The 22,860-nt window shown below is 35.7% G+C and carries 19 protein-coding genes, 2 pseudogenes and 2 riboswitches; of the genes and pseudogenes, 13 read left to right on the forward strand and 8 right to left on the reverse strand.

Annotation, left to right across the window (positions count from 1 at the left end):
• The first annotated feature begins 447 nt into the window (after positions 1–447).
• Positions 448–1,224, forward strand: a complete 777-nt coding sequence (locus tag B5P40_RS27450; protein ID WP_002124715.1) for an SDR family oxidoreductase — start codon at positions 448–450, stop codon at positions 1,222–1,224.
• Positions 1,225–1,272: 48 nt separating this feature from the next.
• Here B5P40_RS27450 and B5P40_RS27455 read toward each other — a convergent pair whose 3' ends face one another.
• From B5P40_RS27455 to B5P40_RS27470, 4 genes are all read right to left on the reverse strand, one after another.
• Positions 1,273–1,941 (reverse strand): methionine ABC transporter permease, encoded by a 669-nt coding sequence (locus tag B5P40_RS27455; RefSeq protein WP_002124718.1) that lies wholly within the window; start codon positions 1,939–1,941, stop codon positions 1,273–1,275.
• Positions 1,916–2,956 carry a methionine ABC transporter ATP-binding protein gene (locus B5P40_RS27460; protein ID WP_113710238.1) on the reverse strand — a complete coding sequence of 347 codons (1,041 nt, stop codon included), beginning with the start codon at positions 2,954–2,956 and terminating at the stop codon, positions 1,916–1,918. Before B5P40_RS27460 ends, B5P40_RS27455 begins: the two co-directional genes overlap by 26 nt.
• 12 nt (positions 2,957–2,968) lie before the next feature.
• Entirely contained in the window at positions 2,969–3,781 is an 813-nt protein-coding gene (locus B5P40_RS27465; RefSeq protein ID WP_000756967.1) for a MetQ/NlpA family ABC transporter substrate-binding protein, read from the reverse strand.
• 85 nt (positions 3,782–3,866) lie between these two features.
• A riboswitch (SAM riboswitch) is annotated at positions 3,867–3,980 on the reverse strand.
• Between the two features lie 80 nt (positions 3,981–4,060).
• Positions 4,061–4,969 (reverse strand): NAD(P)-dependent alcohol dehydrogenase, encoded by a 909-nt coding sequence (locus B5P40_RS27470; protein WP_113710239.1) that lies wholly within the window; start codon positions 4,967–4,969, stop codon positions 4,061–4,063.
• Between the two features lie 145 nt (positions 4,970–5,114).
• Between B5P40_RS27470 and B5P40_RS27475 the strand changes: the two genes are divergently transcribed.
• From B5P40_RS27475 to B5P40_RS27500, 6 genes are all read left to right on the forward strand, one after another.
• Entirely contained in the window at positions 5,115–5,879 is a 765-nt protein-coding gene (locus B5P40_RS27475) for a DUF6612 family protein (protein WP_002191718.1), read from the forward strand.
• Between the two features lie 118 nt (positions 5,880–5,997).
• Complete coding sequence (locus tag B5P40_RS27480) at positions 5,998–7,434, forward strand: FAD-binding oxidoreductase (protein WP_002191719.1); 1,437 nt, start codon at positions 5,998–6,000, stop codon at positions 7,432–7,434.
• Positions 7,431–7,964, forward strand: coding sequence for an MFS transporter (locus B5P40_RS27485; RefSeq protein WP_012260185.1), 534 nt, complete (start codon positions 7,431–7,433; stop codon positions 7,962–7,964). The genes B5P40_RS27480 and B5P40_RS27485 overlap by 4 nt, the downstream gene beginning before the upstream one ends.
• A gap of 78 nt (positions 7,965–8,042) precedes the next feature.
• On the forward strand, positions 8,043–9,761 hold the full coding sequence (locus B5P40_RS27490; protein WP_113710240.1) for a DUF3981 domain-containing protein: 1,719 nt from the start codon (positions 8,043–8,045) through the stop codon (positions 9,759–9,761).
• A 117-nt stretch (positions 9,762–9,878) separates the two neighbouring features.
• On the forward strand, positions 9,879–11,138 hold the full coding sequence (locus tag B5P40_RS27495; protein WP_113710241.1) for a multidrug effflux MFS transporter: 1,260 nt from the start codon (positions 9,879–9,881) through the stop codon (positions 11,136–11,138).
• A gap of 250 nt (positions 11,139–11,388) precedes the next feature.
• Complete coding sequence (locus B5P40_RS27500) at positions 11,389–11,892, forward strand: lipoprotein (RefSeq protein WP_016121352.1); 504 nt, start codon at positions 11,389–11,391, stop codon at positions 11,890–11,892.
• 18 nt (positions 11,893–11,910) lie between these two features.
• Here the strand turns inward: B5P40_RS27500 and B5P40_RS27505 are convergent, their stop codons facing one another.
• Entirely contained in the window at positions 11,911–12,063 is a 153-nt protein-coding gene (locus B5P40_RS27505) for a DUF3951 domain-containing protein (RefSeq protein ID WP_431184101.1), read from the reverse strand.
• Between the two features lie 394 nt (positions 12,064–12,457).
• Positions 12,458–12,563, forward strand: a riboswitch (SAM riboswitch).
• A 136-nt stretch (positions 12,564–12,699) separates the two neighbouring features.
• Between B5P40_RS27505 and B5P40_RS27510 the strand changes: the two genes are divergently transcribed.
• The 5 genes and pseudogenes from B5P40_RS27510 to B5P40_RS27535 all read left to right on the forward strand — a co-directional run bounded on the left by B5P40_RS27510 (position 12,700) and on the right by B5P40_RS27535 (position 17,978).
• Positions 12,700–13,617 (forward strand): ABC transporter permease, encoded by a 918-nt coding sequence (locus B5P40_RS27510; protein ID WP_000289679.1) that lies wholly within the window; start codon positions 12,700–12,702, stop codon positions 13,615–13,617.
• 17 nt (positions 13,618–13,634) lie between these two features.
• Positions 13,635–14,638, forward strand: a pseudogene (locus tag B5P40_RS27520) (ABC transporter permease).
• Positions 14,595–15,605 carry an ABC transporter ATP-binding protein gene (locus B5P40_RS27525; protein WP_113710244.1) on the forward strand — a complete coding sequence of 337 codons (1,011 nt, stop codon included), beginning with the start codon at positions 14,595–14,597 and terminating at the stop codon, positions 15,603–15,605. The pseudogene B5P40_RS27520 and the gene B5P40_RS27525 overlap by 44 nt, the downstream one beginning before the upstream one ends.
• Entirely contained in the window at positions 15,602–16,375 is a 774-nt protein-coding gene (locus tag B5P40_RS27530; RefSeq protein ID WP_113710245.1) for an ABC transporter ATP-binding protein, read from the forward strand. Before B5P40_RS27525 ends, B5P40_RS27530 begins: the two co-directional genes overlap by 4 nt.
• 13 nt (positions 16,376–16,388) lie before the next feature.
• Entirely contained in the window at positions 16,389–17,978 is a 1,590-nt protein-coding gene (locus B5P40_RS27535) for a peptide ABC transporter substrate-binding protein (protein WP_113710246.1), read from the forward strand.
• A gap of 29 nt (positions 17,979–18,007) precedes the next feature.
• Here B5P40_RS27535 and B5P40_RS27540 read toward each other — a convergent pair whose 3' ends face one another.
• Complete coding sequence (locus B5P40_RS27540) at positions 18,008–18,475, reverse strand: YusW family protein (protein WP_061674532.1); 468 nt, start codon at positions 18,473–18,475, stop codon at positions 18,008–18,010.
• Positions 18,476–18,714: 239 nt separating this feature from the next.
• On the opposite strand from B5P40_RS27540, the gene B5P40_RS34130 reads away from it, so the two are divergent.
• Positions 18,715–18,903, forward strand: coding sequence for a hypothetical protein (locus tag B5P40_RS34130; protein WP_309252112.1), 189 nt, complete (start codon positions 18,715–18,717; stop codon positions 18,901–18,903).
• 46 nt (positions 18,904–18,949) lie between these two features.
• On the opposite strand, the pseudogene B5P40_RS27550 reads toward B5P40_RS34130, so the two are convergent.
• Together B5P40_RS27550 and B5P40_RS27555 are read right to left on the reverse strand one after the other, a co-directional pair.
• Positions 18,950–20,590: pseudogene (locus tag B5P40_RS27550) on the reverse strand (peptide ABC transporter substrate-binding protein).
• Between the two features lie 505 nt (positions 20,591–21,095).
• A complete protein-coding gene (locus B5P40_RS27555; protein ID WP_002009939.1) occupies positions 21,096–22,736 on the reverse strand; it encodes a peptide ABC transporter substrate-binding protein in 1,641 nt (546 codons plus the stop codon).
• Positions 22,737–22,860: the final 124 nt, after the last annotated feature.

Genomic DNA, 22,860 nt, shown 5'->3' on the forward strand with positions numbered 1-22,860 from the left:
TATATCTCTCACATTAGCCCCACGTTTTATTATAAGAAAGTGAACCAGTATTTACCAGTGTTTTTCTGATTGTTTTTATTATTTTGATATCTTAATGGTTATTTTTAATAGAAACATAGTTAAAGCTTATATAGGTAATTACAATATTTTTCCGCCAAAAGAGAGAGAAGATTATCTTTTCTATTTTAAATATTGAATCTTTTTGTTAGAGTAAATAATAGAGATATATTGAAAGGGGACAAAGACTCGATATGTGTACGAACTTGTAATGATTAGAAATTAGATAGATGAATTTTTCTCTCATAAGTGAGGGTTTATTTAGCTATCTGTAAATCATTCAAGGACTGCATATTTAGCTTGTACATCCCCTTTGTAAGGGTAGATGCCTATGTGGGGAAATTTATATCTCTTATATAAAATATGCGTCCTTTAAACTTGGAGGAGTATATGATGAATCAATTGAAAAATAAAGTAGCTGTTGTTACAGGTGTTAGTCGTCTAGACGGTATAGGAGCAGCTATTTGCACCGAGTTAGCAGAGGCTGGATACGATATATTTTTTACGTATTGGACAGAATACGATAAAGAGATGCCTTGGGGCGTTGATAAAAATGAACAAATACAATTAAAAGAAAAGTTGATACAAAACGGTGTCAAAGTATCGAGCATGGAGTTAGATCTAACTCAGAATGATGCATCAAATCAGCTTATAAATAAAGTTACTGAACAATTAGGGTACCCCCATATATTAATTAATAATGCAGCATATTCTACAAATAATGATTTCTCTAATTTGACTGCTGAAGAACTAGATAAGCACTACATGGTAAATGTTCGTGCGACTACATTGTTAAGTAGTCAATTTGCCCAAGGTTTTGATAAGAAATCTGGTGGTAGAATTGTGAATATGACGTCGGGACAATTTAAAGGACCTATGGCAGGAGAATTAGCGTATGCAACAACGAAGGGAGCAATTGACGCTCTTACTAGTACGTTGTCAGCGGAAGTGGCCCATTTAGGGATAACAGTGAATGCAATTAATCCAGGTCCAACTAGTACAGGATGGATGACTGAGGAGATAAAGCAAGGATTAAGACCGATGTTTCCTTTCGGCAGAATTGGTGAGCCAAAGGATGCAGCAAGACTTATTAAGTTTTTAGTGAGCGAAGAAGCCGAATGGATTACAGGGCAAGTTATTCATTCAGAAGGTGGATTTAAGAGATAATTTTATAATTAAAAAGAAGGTATCTCATTTCAATGAGATACCTTCTTTTTAATCTTTCTTCAATCTTCGTGCAACACCATTCCCTAAAGACTGTAATCCTTGAACGAGGATAATCAAAATAAAGACTGTTGCATACATTACTTCAGGTTCGTAGCGTAAATGTCCGAATCGATATGCTAAATCACCAAGGCCGCCAGCACCTACAAGTCCAGCCATTGCTGTTGCACCGATTAAGCCGATCGTTGCGATTGTTAATCCAAGTACGAGAGACGGGCGAGCTTCTTTAACCATAACGTGCCAAATGATTTTTAAAGTAGAGACCCCCATTGCTTGATATGCTTCAATGACACCGCGATCCACTTCTAATAAAGCAGTTTCCATTAAACGGGCAATGTAAGGGGCTGTGAAGACAACAAGTGGTACGATAACACCTTGCACGCCAATGGACGTTCCCATTAGAAACTTTGTAAAAGGTAAAATGAAGAATAATAGAATGATAAACGGAAGAGAACGAATGATATTAATAACTGTATTAAGAATAGGATAGATAATTTTATTTTCTCGCTGTCCACCAGGTCTCGTTAAAACAAGTGTGACGCCGAGTGGTAATGCAATAAGAATAGAGATAAGTAGTGAAATAGATGTCATTTGAAATGTTTGAATTGTTGCTTCCCATATTACGTTACCCCACTCATCCAAAAAGGACTTGTTTCCCATAATCTGTTCTACCTCCTTCTACGATGATCCCTTGTTCTTGTAAAAATGATAAGGCACGGTGTACTTCACTTTTTTCACCTTGCATATGAACGGTCAGTTTCCCATATGCCTCATGTTTTAACTGCGTAATATTGCCTGATAAAATATTCGGATATACGTGGAAACGTTTTGTAGCGATAGCTAACGCTGGTTCTCCTGAAGCGGTTCCTATAAATGAAAGTGTTACGATTTCCCCGGTGCTTTGTAGTTCTTTCTGCACATCTTCTGGAATTTTAGCTGCAAACGCGCTATTTACAAATTTCTTCGTTGTTACATGTTGTGGGTTTGTGAAAATATCTTTTACGGTTCCACTTTCGACTACCGCCCCATGTTCCATTACAGCAACTTGGTCACAAATACGCTGGATGACATTCATTTCGTGTGTAATTAGCAAAATCGTAATTCCGATTTCTTCGTTGATCTTTAATAATAAATCAAGAATAGAATCGGTCGTTTCCGGATCTAATGCGCTCGTTGCTTCATCACTTAATAAAACTTCAGGCTCATAAGATAGTGCGCGAGCGATCGCTACACGTTGTTTTTGACCACCAGATAATTCACTTGGATAGGCATCTTTTTTATTAAAGAGATCAACAATGCGTAAATACTTTTCTACCCTTTTTTCAATTTCATTTTTGGGAAGACCAGATAGACGTAAGGGTAGTGCGATATTTTCATAAACGGTAACGGTTTTAAGTAAATTGAATCCTTGAAAAATCATGCCGATCTTTTTTCTCGCCTTTGCGAGTTCTTTCGTCGATAAGGTTGTTAACTCTTGTTCATTTACAATGATATCTCCTGTCGTTGGTTTTTCTAATAAATTTACACAACGGATTAATGTACTTTTACCAGCGCCACTATATCCGATGATTCCAAATACTTCGCCCTTTTTTACTTTAAGGGAAGTTGATTTAAGAGCCTCAACATTCCCTTTTTTTGTTGTAAATACTTTGGAGACATTTTTTAATTCAATCATTATAGTCAGCTCCTACCAAGACGGTAAAACAGAACCATCGAATTTTTTCTCAATGAAATCTTTTACTTCTTTAGATTGATAAGCTTTCTTTAATTTATTAACAACAGCATCATCTTTATTTTCAGTACGAACAACGACCCAATTCACATATGGTGAATCTTTTCCTTCGCGGAAAATAGAATCTTTCGCTGGGCTTAATTTTGCACCTAATGCAAAGTTTGTATTAATTGCAGCTGCCTTTACTTCACTTAGTTGTGTTGGTAATTGAGATGCCTCTAATTCAACAATCTTTAAATTTTTCGGGTTTTCAATTACATCTTTTGCAGTCGCTTTTTCTGTAGCTTTTGGATCAACCTTTAAAACACCTGCTTTTTCAAATAGCTTTAAAGCACGAAGCTCATTTGTTGGATCATTTGGGACAGCGATTGCATCGCCCTCTTTTAATTCTTTTACATCTTTTAAGCTTTTAGAATATACACCCATAGGGAATGTTACTGTGGAAAATACTTCAGTTAATTTCATGTTGCGTTCAGCTTTAAATACGTCTAAATAAGATTTAGTTTGATAGCTATTTACATCGAGGCTTTTTTCATCTAAAGATACGTTTGGTGCTACATAATCATTAAATACCTTTACATCAATTTCGAGACCATCTTTTGCTGCCACTTCTTTTACCTTTTCAAAAATTTGTTCATGCGGTCCGCCTGTTACACCGACAGTAATCTTTTTCTCATCTAATGCTTTTACCTCTTTATCAGAATTAGCGCCACACGCACCTAACAATAATACAGCTCCGCTTACAATACTTAATAATACCTTTTTCATTTATAATTCCCCCTTAATATACGTTCCAAAATAAAAAGCACCTCTCAAAAATAAGAGAGGTGCCGAATAGACGAAATAGGTTCCTCTCTTATCTTCCAAAACGAAAATCGTTCTGCAGGAATTAGCACCTTAGCTTATACGTTCTAAGCTCGGTTGCCGGGCATCATCGGGCCAGTCCCTCCGCCACTCTTGATAAGAGTATGTGTATGTAGTTTTTAAATATGGTACTAATAGTAAATCTTACAAAAAGAATTGTCAATATTATTTTCTGAATATATTTTATTTTAAGGTAATCGAAACGTTCCCTTTTTTATGTCCCTTTTCCACATACATATGAGCTTCAGCAATTTCTTCTAATCGGTAAGTTCTATCAATAACGGGCTTTAGTTTTTCCGTTTCGACTAGTTTTTTTAATAGAATCATATCCTCTTTACTTACCTTGGCCATCATTCCATTAACAGATACATATTTTCCATTGGGTGTTAATGTATTTGTACAAAGGGATTTTTTATACTTCCCAACTGCATCAAATATAATATCGTAGCATTTGCCTTGCTTAGTAAAATCTTCTTTCGTATAATCAATTACTTTATCAGCTCCTAAAGATTGCACGAGTTCAAAATTTGAATTACTAAAAACAGCCGTAACGGTCGCGCCGAAATATTTAGCAAGTTGTACAGCAGCTGTTCCTACTGATCCGGAGGCACCATATATGAGCACTTGTTGCCCTTTTTTTATACGGCCCTTTCTCAGGAAATGTAATGCTGAAGTTCCACCAAAAGGAATAACTGCCGCTTCTTCATACGTCACATTGGTAGGTTTTAATGTTATTAATCCACTTTCATGTACGCATGTGTACTCGGCATAACCACCGAGGTTTAGTTCTGTTAATGCAAAAATTGGATCACCTTTTTTAAATTGAGTTACATCTGTTCCTACTTCCTCGATTTCACCGGATAACTCTACGCCGAGTACAGGTTTTCTCGGTTTTCTGAAACCTAATATGATCCGCATAGGAATCCAAAATAAGAGGGGGCTATTAAAGCCGCGTATTCTACAATCTCCAGTCGTTACACTTGTTGCGTGAATTTTAATTAATACTTCGTTCTTTTTAGGTGTAGGTTTCTCTATATTTTGAAGATGAAGAACGTTAGGTGGTCCATACTGTGTGCAAATGATCGCCTTCATAATGACCTCCTGAAATGAGTTGTTGTTATTTACATCATATTTAAAACTCTCATCAAACATGTCGCTATATAGCGAATAAAGATTAAAAATTATATAGATTTCGTAGGAAAAGAGGTGATATTATTTTGAGAAAGGGGGCGACATTATGAAAAAAACTATTTTTATTTCAAGTTTAGTGCTTGCAATCAGTCTGGGGGTAGGGTGTAGCAATGAGAAAACAACAAAGACTGATGAACCGAAAAAAGAAGCCATGCAAAAAGAAAAGGAATTAGCAGCGAAGGATGTTTTCAAGAAAACGAACGAAGCTTTTAAAAATGAAGAAAATGTAACGATGACATATGATGTAGGGATAAAAGCTGAGGGAACAGAGATGGATATATTAAAGGCTAAGATGCAATTAGAGCCAAAGACAAAGAATTCTCGTTCTGAAATGAATATTTCTGGTACAGATGTTGTAGTGTATACAGTGGATGGTAAAGTTGCTGGTGAGGTGAAAAACCCTAATACAGGAGAAGTTATAACCGTACCAGAGGAGCAATTAAACGCTGGTGGAATGAAAGCGACTCAAGATATTATAGATAAGTTAGAAGTACCAGCAGTAGTTTTAGATAAAATGAAGATGGAGAAAAGCGGAGATAAATATAAACTGAAATTTACATTAAAAGGGCAAGAAACAGAAAGTATGTTAACTAGCATGGATGAAACGCAGAAGAAAATGCTACAAGCACAAAACGCAAAGATAGAAGAAGTGGATGCAGAATATATCATTACAAAAGATTTTAAATATGAATCAGCGAAGATAGATATGATTATGAGTAGTAATGGTAAGGATAAGGCACACATTATTACGAATGCAAAATATACATCGTACGAAAAGTTTGAGCCAATACAGCTGCCAGCAGCAAAGTAACAGTCTTGATGAGGGAGGGACCTAAAATAAAGGGTCTCTCTCTTTTTTGTTAATACCTTCTTCGTAGGAAAGTAGGTACAATATGAAGAGGAAGAACGTTAGAAGAGGAGAGTGCCATTTGAAAAAAAGAAAGATAGCAGTTGTTATTGTAGCGTATACAGTGTTGCTCGCGACATCTGTATATACATACAAAGGGCAACTGGATCATCCTATTATGAGTGATGTAGGGAAGTTGCTTCCAACGAAAATTAAACGTGTTGAAAATGCTGAGGATGAACGTTCATTAAAACAGTTAGTGCAAGATGCAAATGTTTCTGGAGAGAAGATTTCTATTGCAGGTATGCAACATAGCCAAGGCGGACAGACGTATTATCCGAACGGTACGATGCTTGATATGAAAGGATATAATGAAATATTAGAATTCGATCCGGAGAAGAAGAGGATTAGGGTGCAAAGCGGTGTCACATGGAATGACATTCAAAAGAAAATCAATCCATATGGTCTTGCAGTTCAAGTGATGCAATCTCAAAATATTTTTACTGTTGGTGGTTCATTAAGTGTAAATGTACATGGGCGTGATATTCGTCATGAAGCATTGATTGATACAGTAGAGTCGTTCAGATTGTTAATGGCAGATGGTACGGTGCGTAATGTAAATAGAGAAGAAAATGCTGACTTGTTTCCATATGTAATTGGGGGATATGGATTATTTGGTGTGATTTTAGATGTGACGCTACAGTTAACAAACGATGAATTGTATGAAACGCATACGAAAGTACTAGATTATAAAGAATACTCTTCATACTTTAAGAATAAAGTGCGAAGGGATGAGAATATACGTATGCATTTAGCACGTATTTCTGTTGCCCCAAATTCATTTTTAAAAGAAATGTATGTAACAGATTATGTACTGGCAGAAGATCAACAGAAGCTGGGAGAGTACAGCAAATTAAAAGAAGAAAATATTATAGCTGCACCGAAATTTTTACTTGGGTTATCACGTTATAGTGACTGGGGAAAGGGCGCATTTTGGGATATACAAAGAAGTTATTTTGAACGTACAGATGGTAAGTACGAAACTCGAAATAACGTAATGAGATCTGATAGTGCTTTTATGGAATACGATAATCCAAACTTGACCGAAGTTTTACAAGAGTACTTTGTACCGATAGATGGTTTTGCAGAGTATATAGATGATTTGCGAAGCGTTTTAAATGAAGAGGAATTAAACCTTCTTAACATTACAATCCGCTATGTAGAAAAGAATGAGAATGCGGTGCTATCTTATGCGAAAGATGATATGTTTGCGCTTGTGCTTCTAATTAATCAAGGGCGTTCTGAAGATGAAATAAAGAAAACAAAAGTGGTCATTCAAAAGATGATTGATGTTACGTTAAAGCATAATGGAAGTTATTATTTACCGTATTATTCTTATCCGGAAAAGGAGCAACTAAAGAAAGCGTATCCTCGCATAGAAGAATTCCTTCAGAAGAAGAAGGAAGTAGACCCAGAGGAAAGGTTTGTGAATTTATTTTATAAGGAGTATAGCAAATGACATATAGAAGATTTGTAGCCTCACAAAGCATTATTATGATGGCAGGTAGTATGGTATTTCCTTTTTATATACTATTGCTTCGAAATGTAGGAAATAGTTTCTCGCAATTTGGCTGGGCGTACGGCTTATTTGCCTTAACTTCAGCTCTAGTATATCCGTTAGTTGGAAGAATCTCTGATAGGGTAGGTGATAGAAAGTTATTAATTATATACGCATGGTCCATGGCTATATTAATGCTTTTTTTCCCTATTGCAACAGAAGTTTGGCATGTATACATTCTCCAAATTTTAATGGGTATTTTAGGTGCTGTGCAGCGTAATACGGAGAAGACATCGTTAGCACGAAAGGTAGAACAGAAAAAAGCTGGTTATGAGATTGGAAAATATCATGTGTGGACATCGGTTGGAGGAGCAGTAGCAGTTATTGCAACGGGATATTTAGTAGATTTCTTTACGATTGGCACCATTTTTTATATAGCATCTATTTTATATGCAGTGAGTGGAATTGTATTAAGTAGCAAAAAAATATAATCATACCCATTTTTACCTGATTACCCTTTATTTGTTATACTTATGGAGAAGACAAAAGAAAAGGGGACATTGCCTTTGATGAAATTTATAGTTTTAGCTATTCTCACTTTGTTTTTGATTCCATGGACTAGAAGCGGTAATAAAATTCGCGCGGTGGATAAAGGAGGAAATGAGAAAGTTGTAAAGGGTAAGAAATCATCTATTTTAGTTATTCCTGTTTTATTTTGGATAGGTATTGCAATCTATGAATATTTCTGGCTAATTGATGATCGAGCAGATTCTATTCTTACTCATTATTCTGTTGCAGTAGCGATTTTAATTGGGCTTGTTTTATTCTCACAAGAGCAGGTAGGGAAATTAGAAGGTACGTTAAAGGGACTTCTAATGTTTGTTTTACTCGCAAGTTACGGCTATTTTGGTTATTTGCACGATATAGTAATCACGCAAAAAAAATATGATTCTGTTGTGAAGATCGAGAAAGATATTTCAGAGCCATTTACTGAAAATGATCAGCCGTTTACAGTGCCGCCAAAGACAGCGGAGAATAAGATGAAAAAAGTATTTGGGGATATTCCGAAAGTAGCTTATTTTGAGCTAGGAGAATTAACGCCACAAATGGTAAATGGCGAGGCCTTATATGTAGCACCAATTGAAGTTTCAGGATTTTTTAAAGCACGTAAAGCTGAGACAATTCCAGGGTACGTAACGATGTCAGGTACGAATCCTGATGCGGAAGCGAAACTGCACCTTGGTTATAAAATGAAATATGTGCCAAGCATGTTTTTCGGTAATAAATTAGAACGTGTCGTTCGAAAAGCAGAGCCAGATTTAGTTTTTAAAGGGAAACCAAAATTTGAAGTTGATGATAAAGGGAAACCGTATTATACAATGACGTATGGTGAATTTATTTCAGGAAGATCTGGATTTGAAGTAGAAGGTGTTGTAGTAGTAGACGCACAAACAGGTGAAGTGAAAAGATACAACAAAGGAAAGGCACCTAAATTCGTTGATGGCGTATTAAATCACGAGACTGCATCTACATTAAATACGTATTTTGGTAAATATATTCACGGATTTTGGAATACAAAATTCTCACAAACGGATATGAAGATTCCGACTGAGTGGGGAACGAAAGAAGGAGTTACACCAATCTTTGGTAAGGATGGAACGTTATATTATTTTACTGATTTCACCTCTCCGAAAGAAGGAGTAGATTCTGCACTAGGCTATTCGCTTATTGATGCGCGTACAGGTAAGTTGTATTACTATAACGGAAAAGAAGTAAAGGGAATTATGGATGGTTCGGCTGCTACAGAAGTAGTGGATAATTCCTTTAAGAGAGAGAAATGGCATGGAACAATGCCGGTTATTTATAACGTATATGGTAAACCTTCTTGGATTGTACCGGTTATTGATGACGGCGGATTAGTACGTGCTCATACTGTCATATATGCTTCTAATGCAAAAGTGTTTGCAACAGGTTCAACGCAAAAAGAAGCACTTGAGAATTATAAAAATGCGCTGAGCGGAAGTGGTGATTCATTTAGACCGACTTCAAATGGGAAAGAAGCGCAAAAAGAAGGTACTGTACAACGTGTGTATAAAGAAAAATCAGGTGAAAATACGATTGTGTACGTACTATTAGAAAACGAGCAAAAAGTATTCATGGTACCGGCGAAGAAATTCCCATATGCAATGTTTACAGAAGTAGGAGATCCAATTCAAATCACATATTTAGACACAGGAGAAATGATGGCATCTGTATCTAAATTTACAAATAGTAATTTGAAAAAGTAAAGCGATAGAGATTCTATCGCTTTTTTTACATTATTAAACAGGAAAATACGGTATACTTGACGTATATTCATGTTGTAACTATAATTGTTACGATTAAGTGTTTATATGAAAGGGTGAATGGAAAAAGTGAATGGAGTTAATCACGAAATATATAAACCTGTAAAGACAAACAGGTTATGGATGATTCTTGTATTAGGGACACTTACGGCAATTGGGCCATTATCTATTGATATGTATTTGCCTTCTTTACCAAAGTTAACGGATGATTTACAAACGGGTGCATCCCTCGCGCAGCTTACATTAACTGCTTGTCTGCTTGGGCTTTCAGTAGGGCAGTTATTTATTGGTTCAATTAGTGACATTTACGGAAGACGCAAACCTCTTATTATCGCTCTTATTATTTATGTTGCTTCTTCTTTACTTTGTGCTGTTGCACCATCGATTTGGAGTTTAGTGCTTTTACGTTTCTTACAAGGTGCTTCAGGATCTGCTGGTATCGTTATATCACGTGCAATGGTACGTGATATGTATTCAGGTTCTGAAATGACGAAATTTTTCTCACTGCTTATGTTAGTAAACGGAGCAGCGCCTATTTTGGCACCGATTATCGGGGGACAATTATTACAGTTCACATCATGGCGCGGCGTTTTTATCGTTCTTGGAGCAATTAGTGTATTCATGCTAATATCAGCTACTTTCGTATTACGTGAAACATTACCTCCTGAAGAAAGAGAGACAGGTGGATTATCAGGAACGCTTGCAACATACGGAAAGCTTCTGAAAGATCGTTTATTTATGGGGTATGCATTGTCGCAAGGATTAGTAACAGCTGCGATGTTTGCTTATATTTCTGGTTCACCGTTTGTGTTGCAAAATATATACGGGGCATCACCACAACAGTTTAGTTTGTTCTTTGCAATTAACGGTATTGGTATTATTATTGCTAGCCAAGTTACTGGCCGCTTAGCGGGGAAAGTTAATGAGAAAACTTTATTTGTTGCTGGTATTATTATTGCGGCTGTTGGCGGTCTATCATTACTACTTACAATCGTATTAGGAATAGGGCTAATCGGTGTTTTATGCTCGCTATTTCTTGTTGTATCAAGTGTTGGGGTTGTATCAACAACTGGCTTCTCGTTAGCGATGAGAAATCAAAAACAAGCAGCAGGAACAGCATCAGCTTTACTAGGTTTATTACAGTTCATTTCAGGAGCGCTTGTTGCACCGCTAGTAGGTATTGGTGGAAGCAATACAGCACTTCCTATGGGGGTTGTTATAGCTCTTTGTGAAATTGGTGCTGTGTTATGTTATCTATTTATGGCCAGAAGAAGTGAGAAGCAGTTTGAACTGCAACAAAGACCAAATTTAGAGGCTTAATTTATAAAAAAGAGCTGATTCAAACATGTTTTGAATCAGCTCTTTTTTCATTTCTTTGAAATAACTTATACAGTGTTGTAAGGTGATGCAAAAGTTATTTGCATAAAGTGACGATACTGTGACAAAAATGTTGGTGTGTATATTAAGATCTCGTCTTAAGTGTAAAAAGTAGGGTGTTCTCGGTATAATAACAAGTGGAGATAAAAGAAACTATAATGAGTAATAGCTGTAGATAAAAGGAGAAGAAGAGATGAAGAAGGTTTTGGGTATTGCTGTAATGGGAAGTATGCTCCTTCTAGCAGGGTGTAATGGAAATAAAGATACGAAAGAACCGAAAGAAAAGGTAGAGCAATCTACTGAACAAACAGAAGAGATGAAAGTGTATCGCGAAATACATGAAAAATATGATATGAAGATGAACAAAGAAATTAATAAAGCATTACAGTTATGGGAAGTGGCAAAAGAAAAGGGCGGTAAGGAAATAACGAATGCTAAATATAAAGAAGACGTGCAGAAGGTAACGACGGGCATGTTAGAAGATATTGATCATATGCGTAAAGAAATTCGTGTGCCGAAGTCGAAAGAGGACGAACATGAACTATATGTTGGTTTCTTAAATGAAGCAGAACAAGCGATGAAAAAATTACAGAAGTTAGCTAAAGAAGAAGATTCATCGTTGATTCGTGATATAGAAATTAATTTTTCAACAGCATCGACATACTATAAACGCTTTCAAACAGAGGCGAAAAAATAACCTTGCGCATGCGCAAGGTTATTTTTTCTTTTTACCATCTCCGTCTTTATCCTCGGATACTAATACCTTCTGTTCTTCGTGAAATTCTGAAATTGTTTGGCCAGTAATATTATCGAATGGAGTGTAAAAAGAAGTGATGCTTTTCTTTTTAATGAAGAGTTTATCCCGCATTAACGGGCAGTAAGACCCCCACCTCAAAGTTCAGTGAAAGCAAAGAAGTTAGGTAGGGGATCAACTGCCCGTAAAAGCCCGATTGGTTCAACTAATAATCAGTGGGGGATGAACAAAACCCCCACTGATTAAAGTTTCACTTTATAGAAGCCGATGATGACAAGTACAAGTATTACGATTGTTAATGGTAATCCTATAGTAGCAAGAAGTAAGGGATCAATTTTATAACTCCTTTAATACAATTTCTTTTTATTATAAGCGAAAGATTGTAATTTCAATAACTAATATAATAGAAAACTGATTTTTCTAAAAATATCAAATTTGATTGACTTTTCATTTTTTCAGAATTATAATTCAAAATATACAATTTGAACCAAATAATAATATAGCAATTTACTTATCCAGAGAGGTAGAGGGACTGGCCCTATGACACCTCAGCAGCGGGTTCTGTAACAGGAACACCGTGCTAATTCCAGCAAGCAAGTCTTGAAAGATAAGTGATGGGCCTTCGTTTATTAAGCCTTGATCTTATTTTTTAAGATCAAGGCTTTTTGTGTTTTAAGAAGAGGAAAGGGAGTAATGGGAAAGATACGTTAATAAAACAAAGTAAATTTATGAGTTTAGGGGGTTATTGGAGTGTATGTTGTTAAGAAACTATCAGTTATGGTGTTTACACTATGGATTATTACAACAGTAACATTTTTGATTATGCACATTATTCCGGGGGATCCATTTTCATCGGATGCAAAGATCTTTCCGGCGGAAGTTGTGCAGAACATGAGAGCAAAGTATCACCTTGATGAACCATTATGGAATCAATATGTTGCTTATTTAGACGGTGTAGTTCATTTTGATTTTGGTGAATCCGTTCAATCGACGGGGCAAGGCGTATCAGAAATTATAACGACAGGATTTGGTCCATCAGCGATTATTGGTTTACAAGCACTTGTTATTTCATTATTAGTCGGAATTGCAGCAGGTACATTTGCCGCGCTATATCATGGGAAAGTAATTGATTATAGTGTGAGCTTACTTGCGATTCTCGGTATTTCTATTCCAAGTTTTATTTTAGCACCATTGTTTATACAAGTATTTGCTATTCAATTTGAACTCTTACCGGTTGCATCTTGGGGCACATTCGAACATACGGTATTGCCATCCTTTGCATTAGCATTAGGGCCAATCGCGGTTATTACAAGATTTGTTCGCTCTAATATGATTGAGGTTTTGCAGAGTGATTATATTAAATTAGCAAGAGCGAAAGGTATACCAATTAAGAAGATTATTATAAGGCATGCCCTTCGAAATGCGATTGTTCCAGTACTAACGTTTGTTGGGCCGTTAATGGCTGGGCTTTTAACAGGGACGTTCATTATTGAAAAGATTTTTGCAATTCCTGGTCTCGGAAAATATTTTGTAGATAGTATTTTTAACCGGGATTATCCAGTCATTATGGGAACAACAATTTTCTATAGTTCATTATTAATTTCTTGTATTTTCATTACAGATATTATTCACCGTATTGTTGATCCGCGTATTCGTTCTATTACATAAGGAGGGAGGATATTTAAATGGGAGCTTATGAAATCAATAAACAGCTATTAACGAATGAAGAGAAAAAAGAATTAACAATAAATAAAGAGCAGCAAACGATTAGCCGAAAAAAAAAGTGTTTCGTAAGTTTGTATCAAATCCAATCGCAGTTCTAGGAACGGTGACATTATTACTCATTATTATTTTCTCTCTTATCGGTGAAAGTTTAACTCCTTTTACTGCGAGTGAACAAGTAAAAGAGGCGACAAATTTACCTCCTAGTAGTGAGCATTGGTTTGGAACAGATGATTTAGGTCGGGATATTTGGGCACGTACTTGGGCTGGAGGGAAAATTTCATTAGTAGTTGGATTAGTAGCGGCCGTTCTTGATATAGGACTTGGTGTACTTATCGGTGGCTTTAGTGGATATGTGAGAGGGCGTAATCGCCTTGGAACGTTAATTGATGAGTGGATTGTACGAGGGATTGAAGTACTATACGGTATTCCATATTTATTAATTGTTATTTTACTACTAATCATTATGAAACCAGGACTTTTTACAATCATTATTGCTCTTGCATTAACAGGGTGGATTGGTATGGCACGTCTCGTTAGGGCGCAAGTCTTATCTTTAAAGCAAAGAGAATTTGTTATTGCGGCAGAACGATTAGGTACATCGCATATGAAGATTATATACGGACATATCATTCCGAATTTAACAGGTATTATTATCGTAAATTTATCATTTACAATTCCAGCAGCTATTTTCTCGGAATCATTTTTAAGCTTTATCGGACTAGGGGTACAATCACCAGCAGCGAGCTGGGGGACGATGACAAATGATGCGCTCGGGACATTATTAAGCGGGGAATGGTGGCAACTTTTCTTCCCATCGCTGATGATTGCGCTCATCATGTTCGCATTTAATGCGATTGGTGACGGTTTGCAAGATGCGATTGATCCAAAAATCGTAAAACGTAATCGAAAGGAGAAAAAACATGGCACAAATCTTATCTTTAGAAAACGTAACGTTGGCCGTTGAAAAAGAGAATAGTAAGCAAGCAATTGTGAAGCATGTTTCCTTTTCTATTAACGAAGGTGAAATAGTTGCACTTGTCGGAGAAAGTGGTTCAGGGAAAAGTGTTACAGCACAATCAATTATCGGCTTAAATCAAGAATCGATTCATATTGATGATGGAAATATATCTTTCCAATCAAAGGAATTAACGGATTTACAAGAATCAGAATGGAATCAAATTCGCGGGAAAGATATTTCCTTTATCTTTCAAGACCCGCTTTCATCTTTAAATCCGACGATGAAGGTTGGAAGACAAATTACAGAAGTAATTGTGCAGCATGAAAAGAAATCGAAAAAAGAGGCAAAAGAAATTGCAATTAACTTACTAAATGATTTAGGGATACATGAAGCAGAGAAACGCTTTGAACAATACCCGTATCAGTTGAGCGGAGGTATGAGGCAGCGTATTTGTTTAGCAATTGCATTTGCTTGTCAACCGAAGCTCGTTATTGCAGATGAACCTACAACAGCATTAGATGTAACGATTCAAAAGCAAATTATGGAGTTGTTAAAAGAAAGAAAGGAAAAACAAAATACGAGTATTTTATTAATTACACATGATTTGGCACTTGTACGTGAAGTAGCTGACCGAGTAGTAGTTATGTACGGGGGACGTGTTGTTGAAAAAGGAACGATTCAAGAAGTAATTGGCTCACCTAAGCACCCTTACACAAAAAGTTTATTGCAAGCAATTCCGAATATGGATGATTCAGAAAAGGTACTTAGAGCAATTGAGGGAACAACACCTTCAATTGAAACGTTAAATAGTTTTGGATGCCCGTTTGTGAATCGTTGTCCTGTAGCGATAAAAGAATGTATTCATCGCTTCCCAGAGAGAACAACATATTCTGAGGAGCATAGTTCACATTGCTGGCAGCATATTCTGGAGCATAATAAAGCGAAATCAAAAGAGAGGGTGAATGCCTCATGACGACAGATTTAATTACTGTAAAGCAAGTAACGAAAACGTATGGAAGTAAAAATAAAGAAATCGCAGCGTTAAAAGATATATCATTTTCTATCCCAAAAGGAACAACTCTTGGCATTATTGGAGAAAGTGGTTCAGGAAAGACAACACTTGGTAAGCTCATAGCTGGGATCGAGGGCCCAACGTCTGGTGAAATTGATTATAACGGCCAAGTTGTTCACAAGCTGAAGTCAGCTCATAAGCGAGATTTTTTACAGAAAGTACAGTTCATTTTTCAAGATTCCACAGCTGCATTAAATCCGCGCTGGAAAGTACGCGATATTGTAACAGAAGGATATATCTCATTCGGTTTAGGAGATAAAGGATTGAAAGATAAGGTGGCAGGTGATGCGCTAGAACGTGTTGGATTAGATAGGCGATATATTGATCGATACCCACACGAATTTAGCGGAGGACAACGTCAACGTATTGCCATTGCGAGAGCGCTATTATGTGAGCCAGAAGTATTAATCCTTGATGAACCAATTTCAGCATTAGATGTTTCACTGCAAATCCAAATTGTACATTTGCTGCAAAAGATTCAAAAGGAACAAGGCTATACATATTTATTTATCGCACATGATTTACCGAGGGTTCACTACTTATGTGAAAAAGTGGCTGTCTTATATAAAGGAGAACTTGTTGAATTTGGAAATACGGATGAAGTGTTCCGTAATCCTCAACATTCTTATACAAAAACATTATTGGCATCAACACCAAAAATTTTAGGTTAAAGGGGAATGTAAGATGAAGAAGTTTTTATTATTTGTCATTATGACCGTATTAGCAATTACTTCTGTCGCTTGTGGCAAGAAAGATACTTCAAAAGCAAGTGCTAGTAAAGGAGACCGTTTTGTAACGAATCTTGGTAGTGATCCTTATACGCTAGATTCAGCAATTTCAACGGATAATAACTCTAATTATGTAATTGAGCATTTATTTGCAACTTTGTATAGACAGACAACTGATGGGAAATTTGAAAAGGATTTAGTAGAGAAAGAGGAAGCTGGGGCAGATGGAAAAGAGTACACATTCTATTTGAAAAAAGGATTGAAATGGTCTGATGGTTCCCCGTTAACAGCAAAAGATTTTGAATTCGCTTGGAAGAGAATATTAAATCCTAAAACGGGTTCTATGAATGCAACAGAACTATATTTCATTAAAGGTGGAGAAGCATTTAATACAGGGAAAGGTGCAGAAGATGCAGTAGGAATTCAAGCGGTAGATGATGTAACTCTAAAGCTACAATTTGAACATCCAGTAACATCTATTAAACGAACATTATCTCAGTCGTTATATATTCCACTTAATAAAAAATCTATTGATGAAAAAGGTAAACTAAAAGTAGATCCAAAGGAATTAATTACAAATGGTCCTTTCACATTGAAAGAATGGAAGCATAATCAAGCGATTATTCTAGAAAAAAATAAAGAGTTTCATGATAAAAAAGTAGCATCAAAGGAAATCGAATTCCGTATTATTCCTGAAGGTAAAACAGCGTATCAATTATATAAATCTGGAGAATTAGATTTATTATCTAACATGCCAACAGATTTAGTTGAAAAAGAACAAAAAAATAAAGAGTTTAAAAAAATGCAAGACTACTCAACTCATATTTACTCATTTAATTCAGAGAAGCCACCATTTACAAATGCGAAAATTCGTAAAGCTTTTGCATTGGCTGTAGATCGTAAGTTTATCGTAGAGAAAGTATTAAAGAATAATGCAAAAGAAGCATATGGATTTGTACCAGAAGGAGCAAAAACAGAAAGTGGTCGCGACTTCCGTAAAGAGAAAGGTGACTATTTTAAATATGATCCTGCGGTGGCTAAGACGTTATTAGAAGAAGGAATGAAAGAAGAAGGATGGACTACTCTTCCAGAAGTGACAGTGAAATATTCAGTTAAGAAGAAAATAGCTGAAACACTTCAAGAAATGTTTAAGAAAAATCTTGGTGTAGATGTAAAAATAGAAGGTAAAGAGTGGAAAAGTTATATTGATATGTATAAACAAAGTGACTTCCAAATCGCATATATGGGATGGGGAGGATCTACATTAGATCCAGCTGCTCAATTAGAAATTTATGCAGGGGATGGACCAAATAACTATGCAAAATGGTTTAATAAAGACTTCGATAATTTAATTAATCAAGCAAAATTAGAACAAGACGAAAATAAACGCTTTGACTTATTACATCAAGCAGAGGATATTATGTTTACCGAATATCCTTTAATCCCACTTGTATTCCCAACAGATTCTTATTTACAAAAATCATCTGTATCTGGATTAGAATACTACGTAGGATCTCAACCGAGCTTACGATATGCTAAAAAATAAAATAAAGAAGTAGGCAACCGCCTACTTCTTTATTTTATTTCTCTTTTATATTCTTTTTTCGTTCCATCAGAGAAGACAACTTCTAAATCGAATTTTTGGTAGTCTTTATCAAGTTTGAACACGTTTACTACTTGATCGATTACTTCTTGGTCAGGAGTATCTTTATCAAATTTTAATTCTTGTAGAAGTGGGCTTAATTTTGTAATAGCCTCGTCGCCTGTGAACTTTACATCTGTTTTATGGTCTTCAATCTTTGCTTCCATTTTCTTGTCCGCTGCTACACTTTTATAATCAGCTTCGTAGTCTTTCTTCGTATCTTGATAGTCTGCTTTTAAATCAAATTCATTAAAGTTTAGTTTTAAATCTGCAGGAGCCTCATTTTTTGCTTCTTCAGTCGTTTTCTTATTAGAAGTTGTATCTTCTTTTGCAGGAGCTTTACATCCTGTTAATGCAGGTACTAGCATAAGAGCTAATAAAATTGATAGTAAAATTCTCATTATAAATTCCTCCTTATGTAACTTCTTTCTATACAAGTTTTTCCTAATTTTATGTAATTATGTATAAACCTAATAAATTATTTCCTTAAGGGGGACACACATGCTTATTAATTAAATTGAAAGTAATTTGTATGTATATGGAGATTTTAAAAAAATATCTTTGCGCTTTCTAATCATTAACACAAATAAGCATCGCTGTATTTGGAAATGCAGTGATGCTTTCTAAAACATATTAAACAATCGGTGGATTATTTCCCGCAACACATGCAGCGAATGGTTATTACACAATAATATTCGGTGGAGTTAATTTAGCGGAAAATATTATTTCATTATTACTTATTATACTAGTTACACAATTGGTAGCGGGAATCACTATAGGTATAAAAGTGATAGTAAAGAGGGGAAGTTCTGTAGTTAAAGAAGCATAAAGTAAAAAAGGTATCCTTCGTGGGATACCTTTTTTACTAGTGTTTATTATTTTGCAACTTCTGTCCACTTGTAGTTAAATTCACCGCCGAAGTCAGTTGTTACAAGTCCTTTAATGAAAGAGCGTTGTAAGTAAGAGCGACCTTGTTGGTATAAAGGAGCGACAGCACCATCTTGTAATAAGATTTTTTCAGCTTGCTTCATTGCTTCCCAGCGACCTTTTTCATCACCAGCTAAATCAGCTTTTACTTTACGAATAAGCTCGTCGTACTCTTTGTTAGAGTATTTATCGAAGTTATAAGCACTATCTGTTGTGAATAGATCTAAGAATGTAATAGGATCCGCGAAGTCAGGGCCCCAGCCATCGATTCCAATTTCGTAATCACCACTTAATAGTAGTTTTAACTGTTGTTTACGTGGTTGAGGTTTTAAATTCACTGTTAATCCATCTAGATTCTTTTCTAATTCACCTTTTAAATATTCACCAGTTTTCTTAGCTAAAGCATTATCACTTGTTAATAGTTCAATTGTTACTTTGTCAGTACCAAGTTCTTGTTTCGCTTTTTTTCAGTTTTCTTTTGCAGATTTCACATCATCTTTGACTAGATTTCCATTCTCTTTACGGAAGTCATTACCGTCTGGACTTTTTGCGAATTTCGCAGGAACCATTCCTTCTGCTGGGATTGCACCGTTATTTAAAATTGTTTCTACGTACGCTTTTTTATTCATTGCTTCGTTAATAGCGAGGCGTGCATGTTGATTTTTTAATACTGCATTTTTCTGATTTAGTCGTAAGAATTGGATACCGACTTCAGCGCGTTCCTTGAAGTTGGAATCGTTCTTATACTTATCAACAAACTCCGCAGTTAAAGCAACACGATCAATTTGTCCTGAATCATATAAGTTAACTTCTGTAGATTTATCTTTAACGACATTGAAGTTGATTTCTTCTAGTTTTACAGTTTTAGCATCCCAATAGTTAGGGTTCTTCTTCAATTGGAAGCTTTGTTCATGTTTCCAGTTATCTAATGTGAAAGCACCATTGTAAATTAAATGATTTGTTTCTAAACCGTATTTATCGCCTTGAGATTTTAAATACTCTTCATTGATTGGTAAGAATGTTGCAAATGTCGTTAAGCTTAAGAAGTAGGGAACAGGGCGGTCCAGTTGTACTTCTAAAGTTTTATCGTCAAGAGCTTTAACGCCTAATTGATCGATTGCTACTTCTTTTTGGTTTATTTGTTTCGCATTTTTTATATCAAAGAATAAGAATGCATATTCAGCAGCTGTTTCAGGGTTAACGGCACGTTGCCAAGCGAAAATAAAATCTTTTGCTGTAACAGGAGTACCGTTTGACCATTTTGAATCACGAAGATGGAAAGTATACTTTGTTTTATCCGGACTAATGTCAACCGATTCAGCAACACCAGGGATCGGTTTATTATCTTCTCCTATAGCATATAAACCTTCAAAAACATTTCTCATTACATTCATGGATTCCCCATCCGTCGCTTTTGCAACATCCATTGTTGGAATTTCTGAAGCAAATGATAAGTTAATCGCTTGTTTATCAGGTGCTTTATCGTTCGCTTTTGCTCCGCCTGCATTATCTTTATTTCCCCCGCAAGCAGTTAGTAGTAGAATTGCCCCTAAAACAGATGCAACAACAGGTACAACTTTTTTCTTCATTGTTCTTTCCTCCCTAAATGTGTTGTTCGTAACGTCATAATGTCCATGTCTTGAAGTGTAGCTATAGAAGGAGAGAAAACCTATTATAAATATGTGTATATAGGTAATCAGGTATTCTATATGTATATACATGTTGAACTATAATCTATCGTTATATGTTTCAACTTAGTAGACATTACATTTTGATGGTAAAATATTTTGTTTCTTTGATTATTTAGAATATTAACACTAGAAAGAACTATATGTCAATAATAAAAAGTGGAGTGTTAATTTCTTGGAATAATATATTGAAAAAGCAGATTTCCTCATATTAGGGAATCTGCTTTTAATATATTTTGCTAAAAAAACAATGGGTGTGGGTGAGAACACGATGATCTAAGTTGCATTTTATCCCGCATTAACGGGCAGTAAGATCCTCACCTCAAAATTCAGTGAAAGCAAAGAAGTTAGGGGGGATCAACTGCCCGTAAAAGCCCGATTGGTGAGGGCTGATTAAAGTTTCACTTTATTTTTCGATTTTTGCCCATTTGAAGTTTAATTGACCTGCAAAGTCTACTTGCACAATGCCTTTCACATAAGAACGCTCTAAATAAGATTCTCCTTTTTGGTAAAGAGGAGCGATAACAGAGTCCTTAAATAAGATTTTTTCTGATGCTAGTAACGCTTCCCAGCGAGCTTTTTCATCACCAGCCAAAGTAGTTTTAACTTTTTCAATTGTGTCATCAAACTCTTTATTAGAGTAATGATCTAAATTGTAAGGGTTATTCGTCGTAAATAGTTCAAGGAATGTAATTGGATCAGCAAAGTCAGGGCTCCAACCGTCAATTCCAATCTCGTAGTCACCTTTTAATAAGAGTGAAACTTGTTGTTTACGTGGTTGCGGTTTTATATTTACCGTTAAGCCATCTAAATTCTTTTCTAGTTGTCCTTTTAGGAACTCACCAGTTTTCTTCTCAAGGTCACCATCACTTGTTAATAATTCTAATGTTATCTTTTCAGAACCAAGTTCTTTTTTTGCTTTCTTCCATAATTCTTGTGCAGATGTTGTATCAACTTTTGTTAAATCGCCGTTTGCAGTACGGAAGTCTTTTCCATCAGGCCCTTTTGCAAAGTTTTTCGGCACGAGACTAAAGGTTGGTGTAGAGCCATCATTTAATAACGTATTTACAAAAGATTTTCGATCAATTGTTTGATCGATTGCTTGGCGTGCAGAAACGTTTTGAAGTACTTTGTTTTGCTGATTCATACGTAAAAACTGTACCCCTACGTTCGGACGTTCTTTAAAGTTAGCATCCTTTTTATATTTATCAACGAAGTCAGATGTTAGTTTTATACGGTCTAATTGTTTGGATTCGAATAAATTTACTTCTGTTGATTTCTCTTTCACAACGTTGAAATTGATTTCTTCGAGTTTGACATTATCTTTATCCCAATAGGTAGGGTTTTTCTTAAATTTAAAGCTTTGTTCATGCTTCCAATCGCTTAGTGTAAAAGCTCCGTTGTACAAGATTTTGTTATCTTCTAAAGCGTACTTATCACCTTGTGCTTTAAAGAATTCCTCGTTGATTGGTAGAAATGTTGGGAACGCCGTTAAGCTAATAAAATACGGAACAGGGCGCTCTAATTCTACTTCAAACGTATGGTCATCAACTGCTTTTATACCAAGTTGATCGGATGGGAGTTCTTTGCTATTAATTTTTTTAGCGTTTTTAATATCCAGGAATAAAAAAGCATATTCAGAAGCTGTTGCTGGATCGACAGCTCTTTGCCAAGCGAAGACAAAATCTTTCGCTGTTACAGGTGTGCCGTTCGACCATTTTGAATCTCGTAAATGGAATGTGTATTTCGTTTTATCAGCACTTACTTCATGAGATTTCGCAACGCCAGGAACAGGTTTATTACCTTCACCAAGATTGTATAAACCTTCAAATACGTTTCTCATTACTTGACCAGAATCAGTATCTGTAGCACGAGCCGTATCCATTGTTCGAATCTCAGTAGGTGAAGATAAGTTTAAAACTTGCTTACTAGGTGCCTCATCTTTTGCATTTGCTCCGCTCGCTTCGTTTTTATAACTACCGCAACCAGATAATAAAATACTTACTCCTACAACTGATGCAATACCGGGTACAAACTTCTTTTTCATTTGATTTTCCTCCTAAATAGTTAATAAGATTGGATGATGATGAGGGAAATGAAAAACAAAAAATCCCTCTTTTCGTATTGAGAAAGAGGGATTTTTACGTACAAGTTATGCACCCGTATATAAA

The sequence above is a fragment of the Bacillus sp. SRB_8 genome, assembly GCF_003264205.1.
In the GTDB taxonomy this organism is placed as follows: domain Bacteria; phylum Bacillota; class Bacilli; order Bacillales; family Bacillaceae_G; genus Bacillus_A; species Bacillus_A mycoides.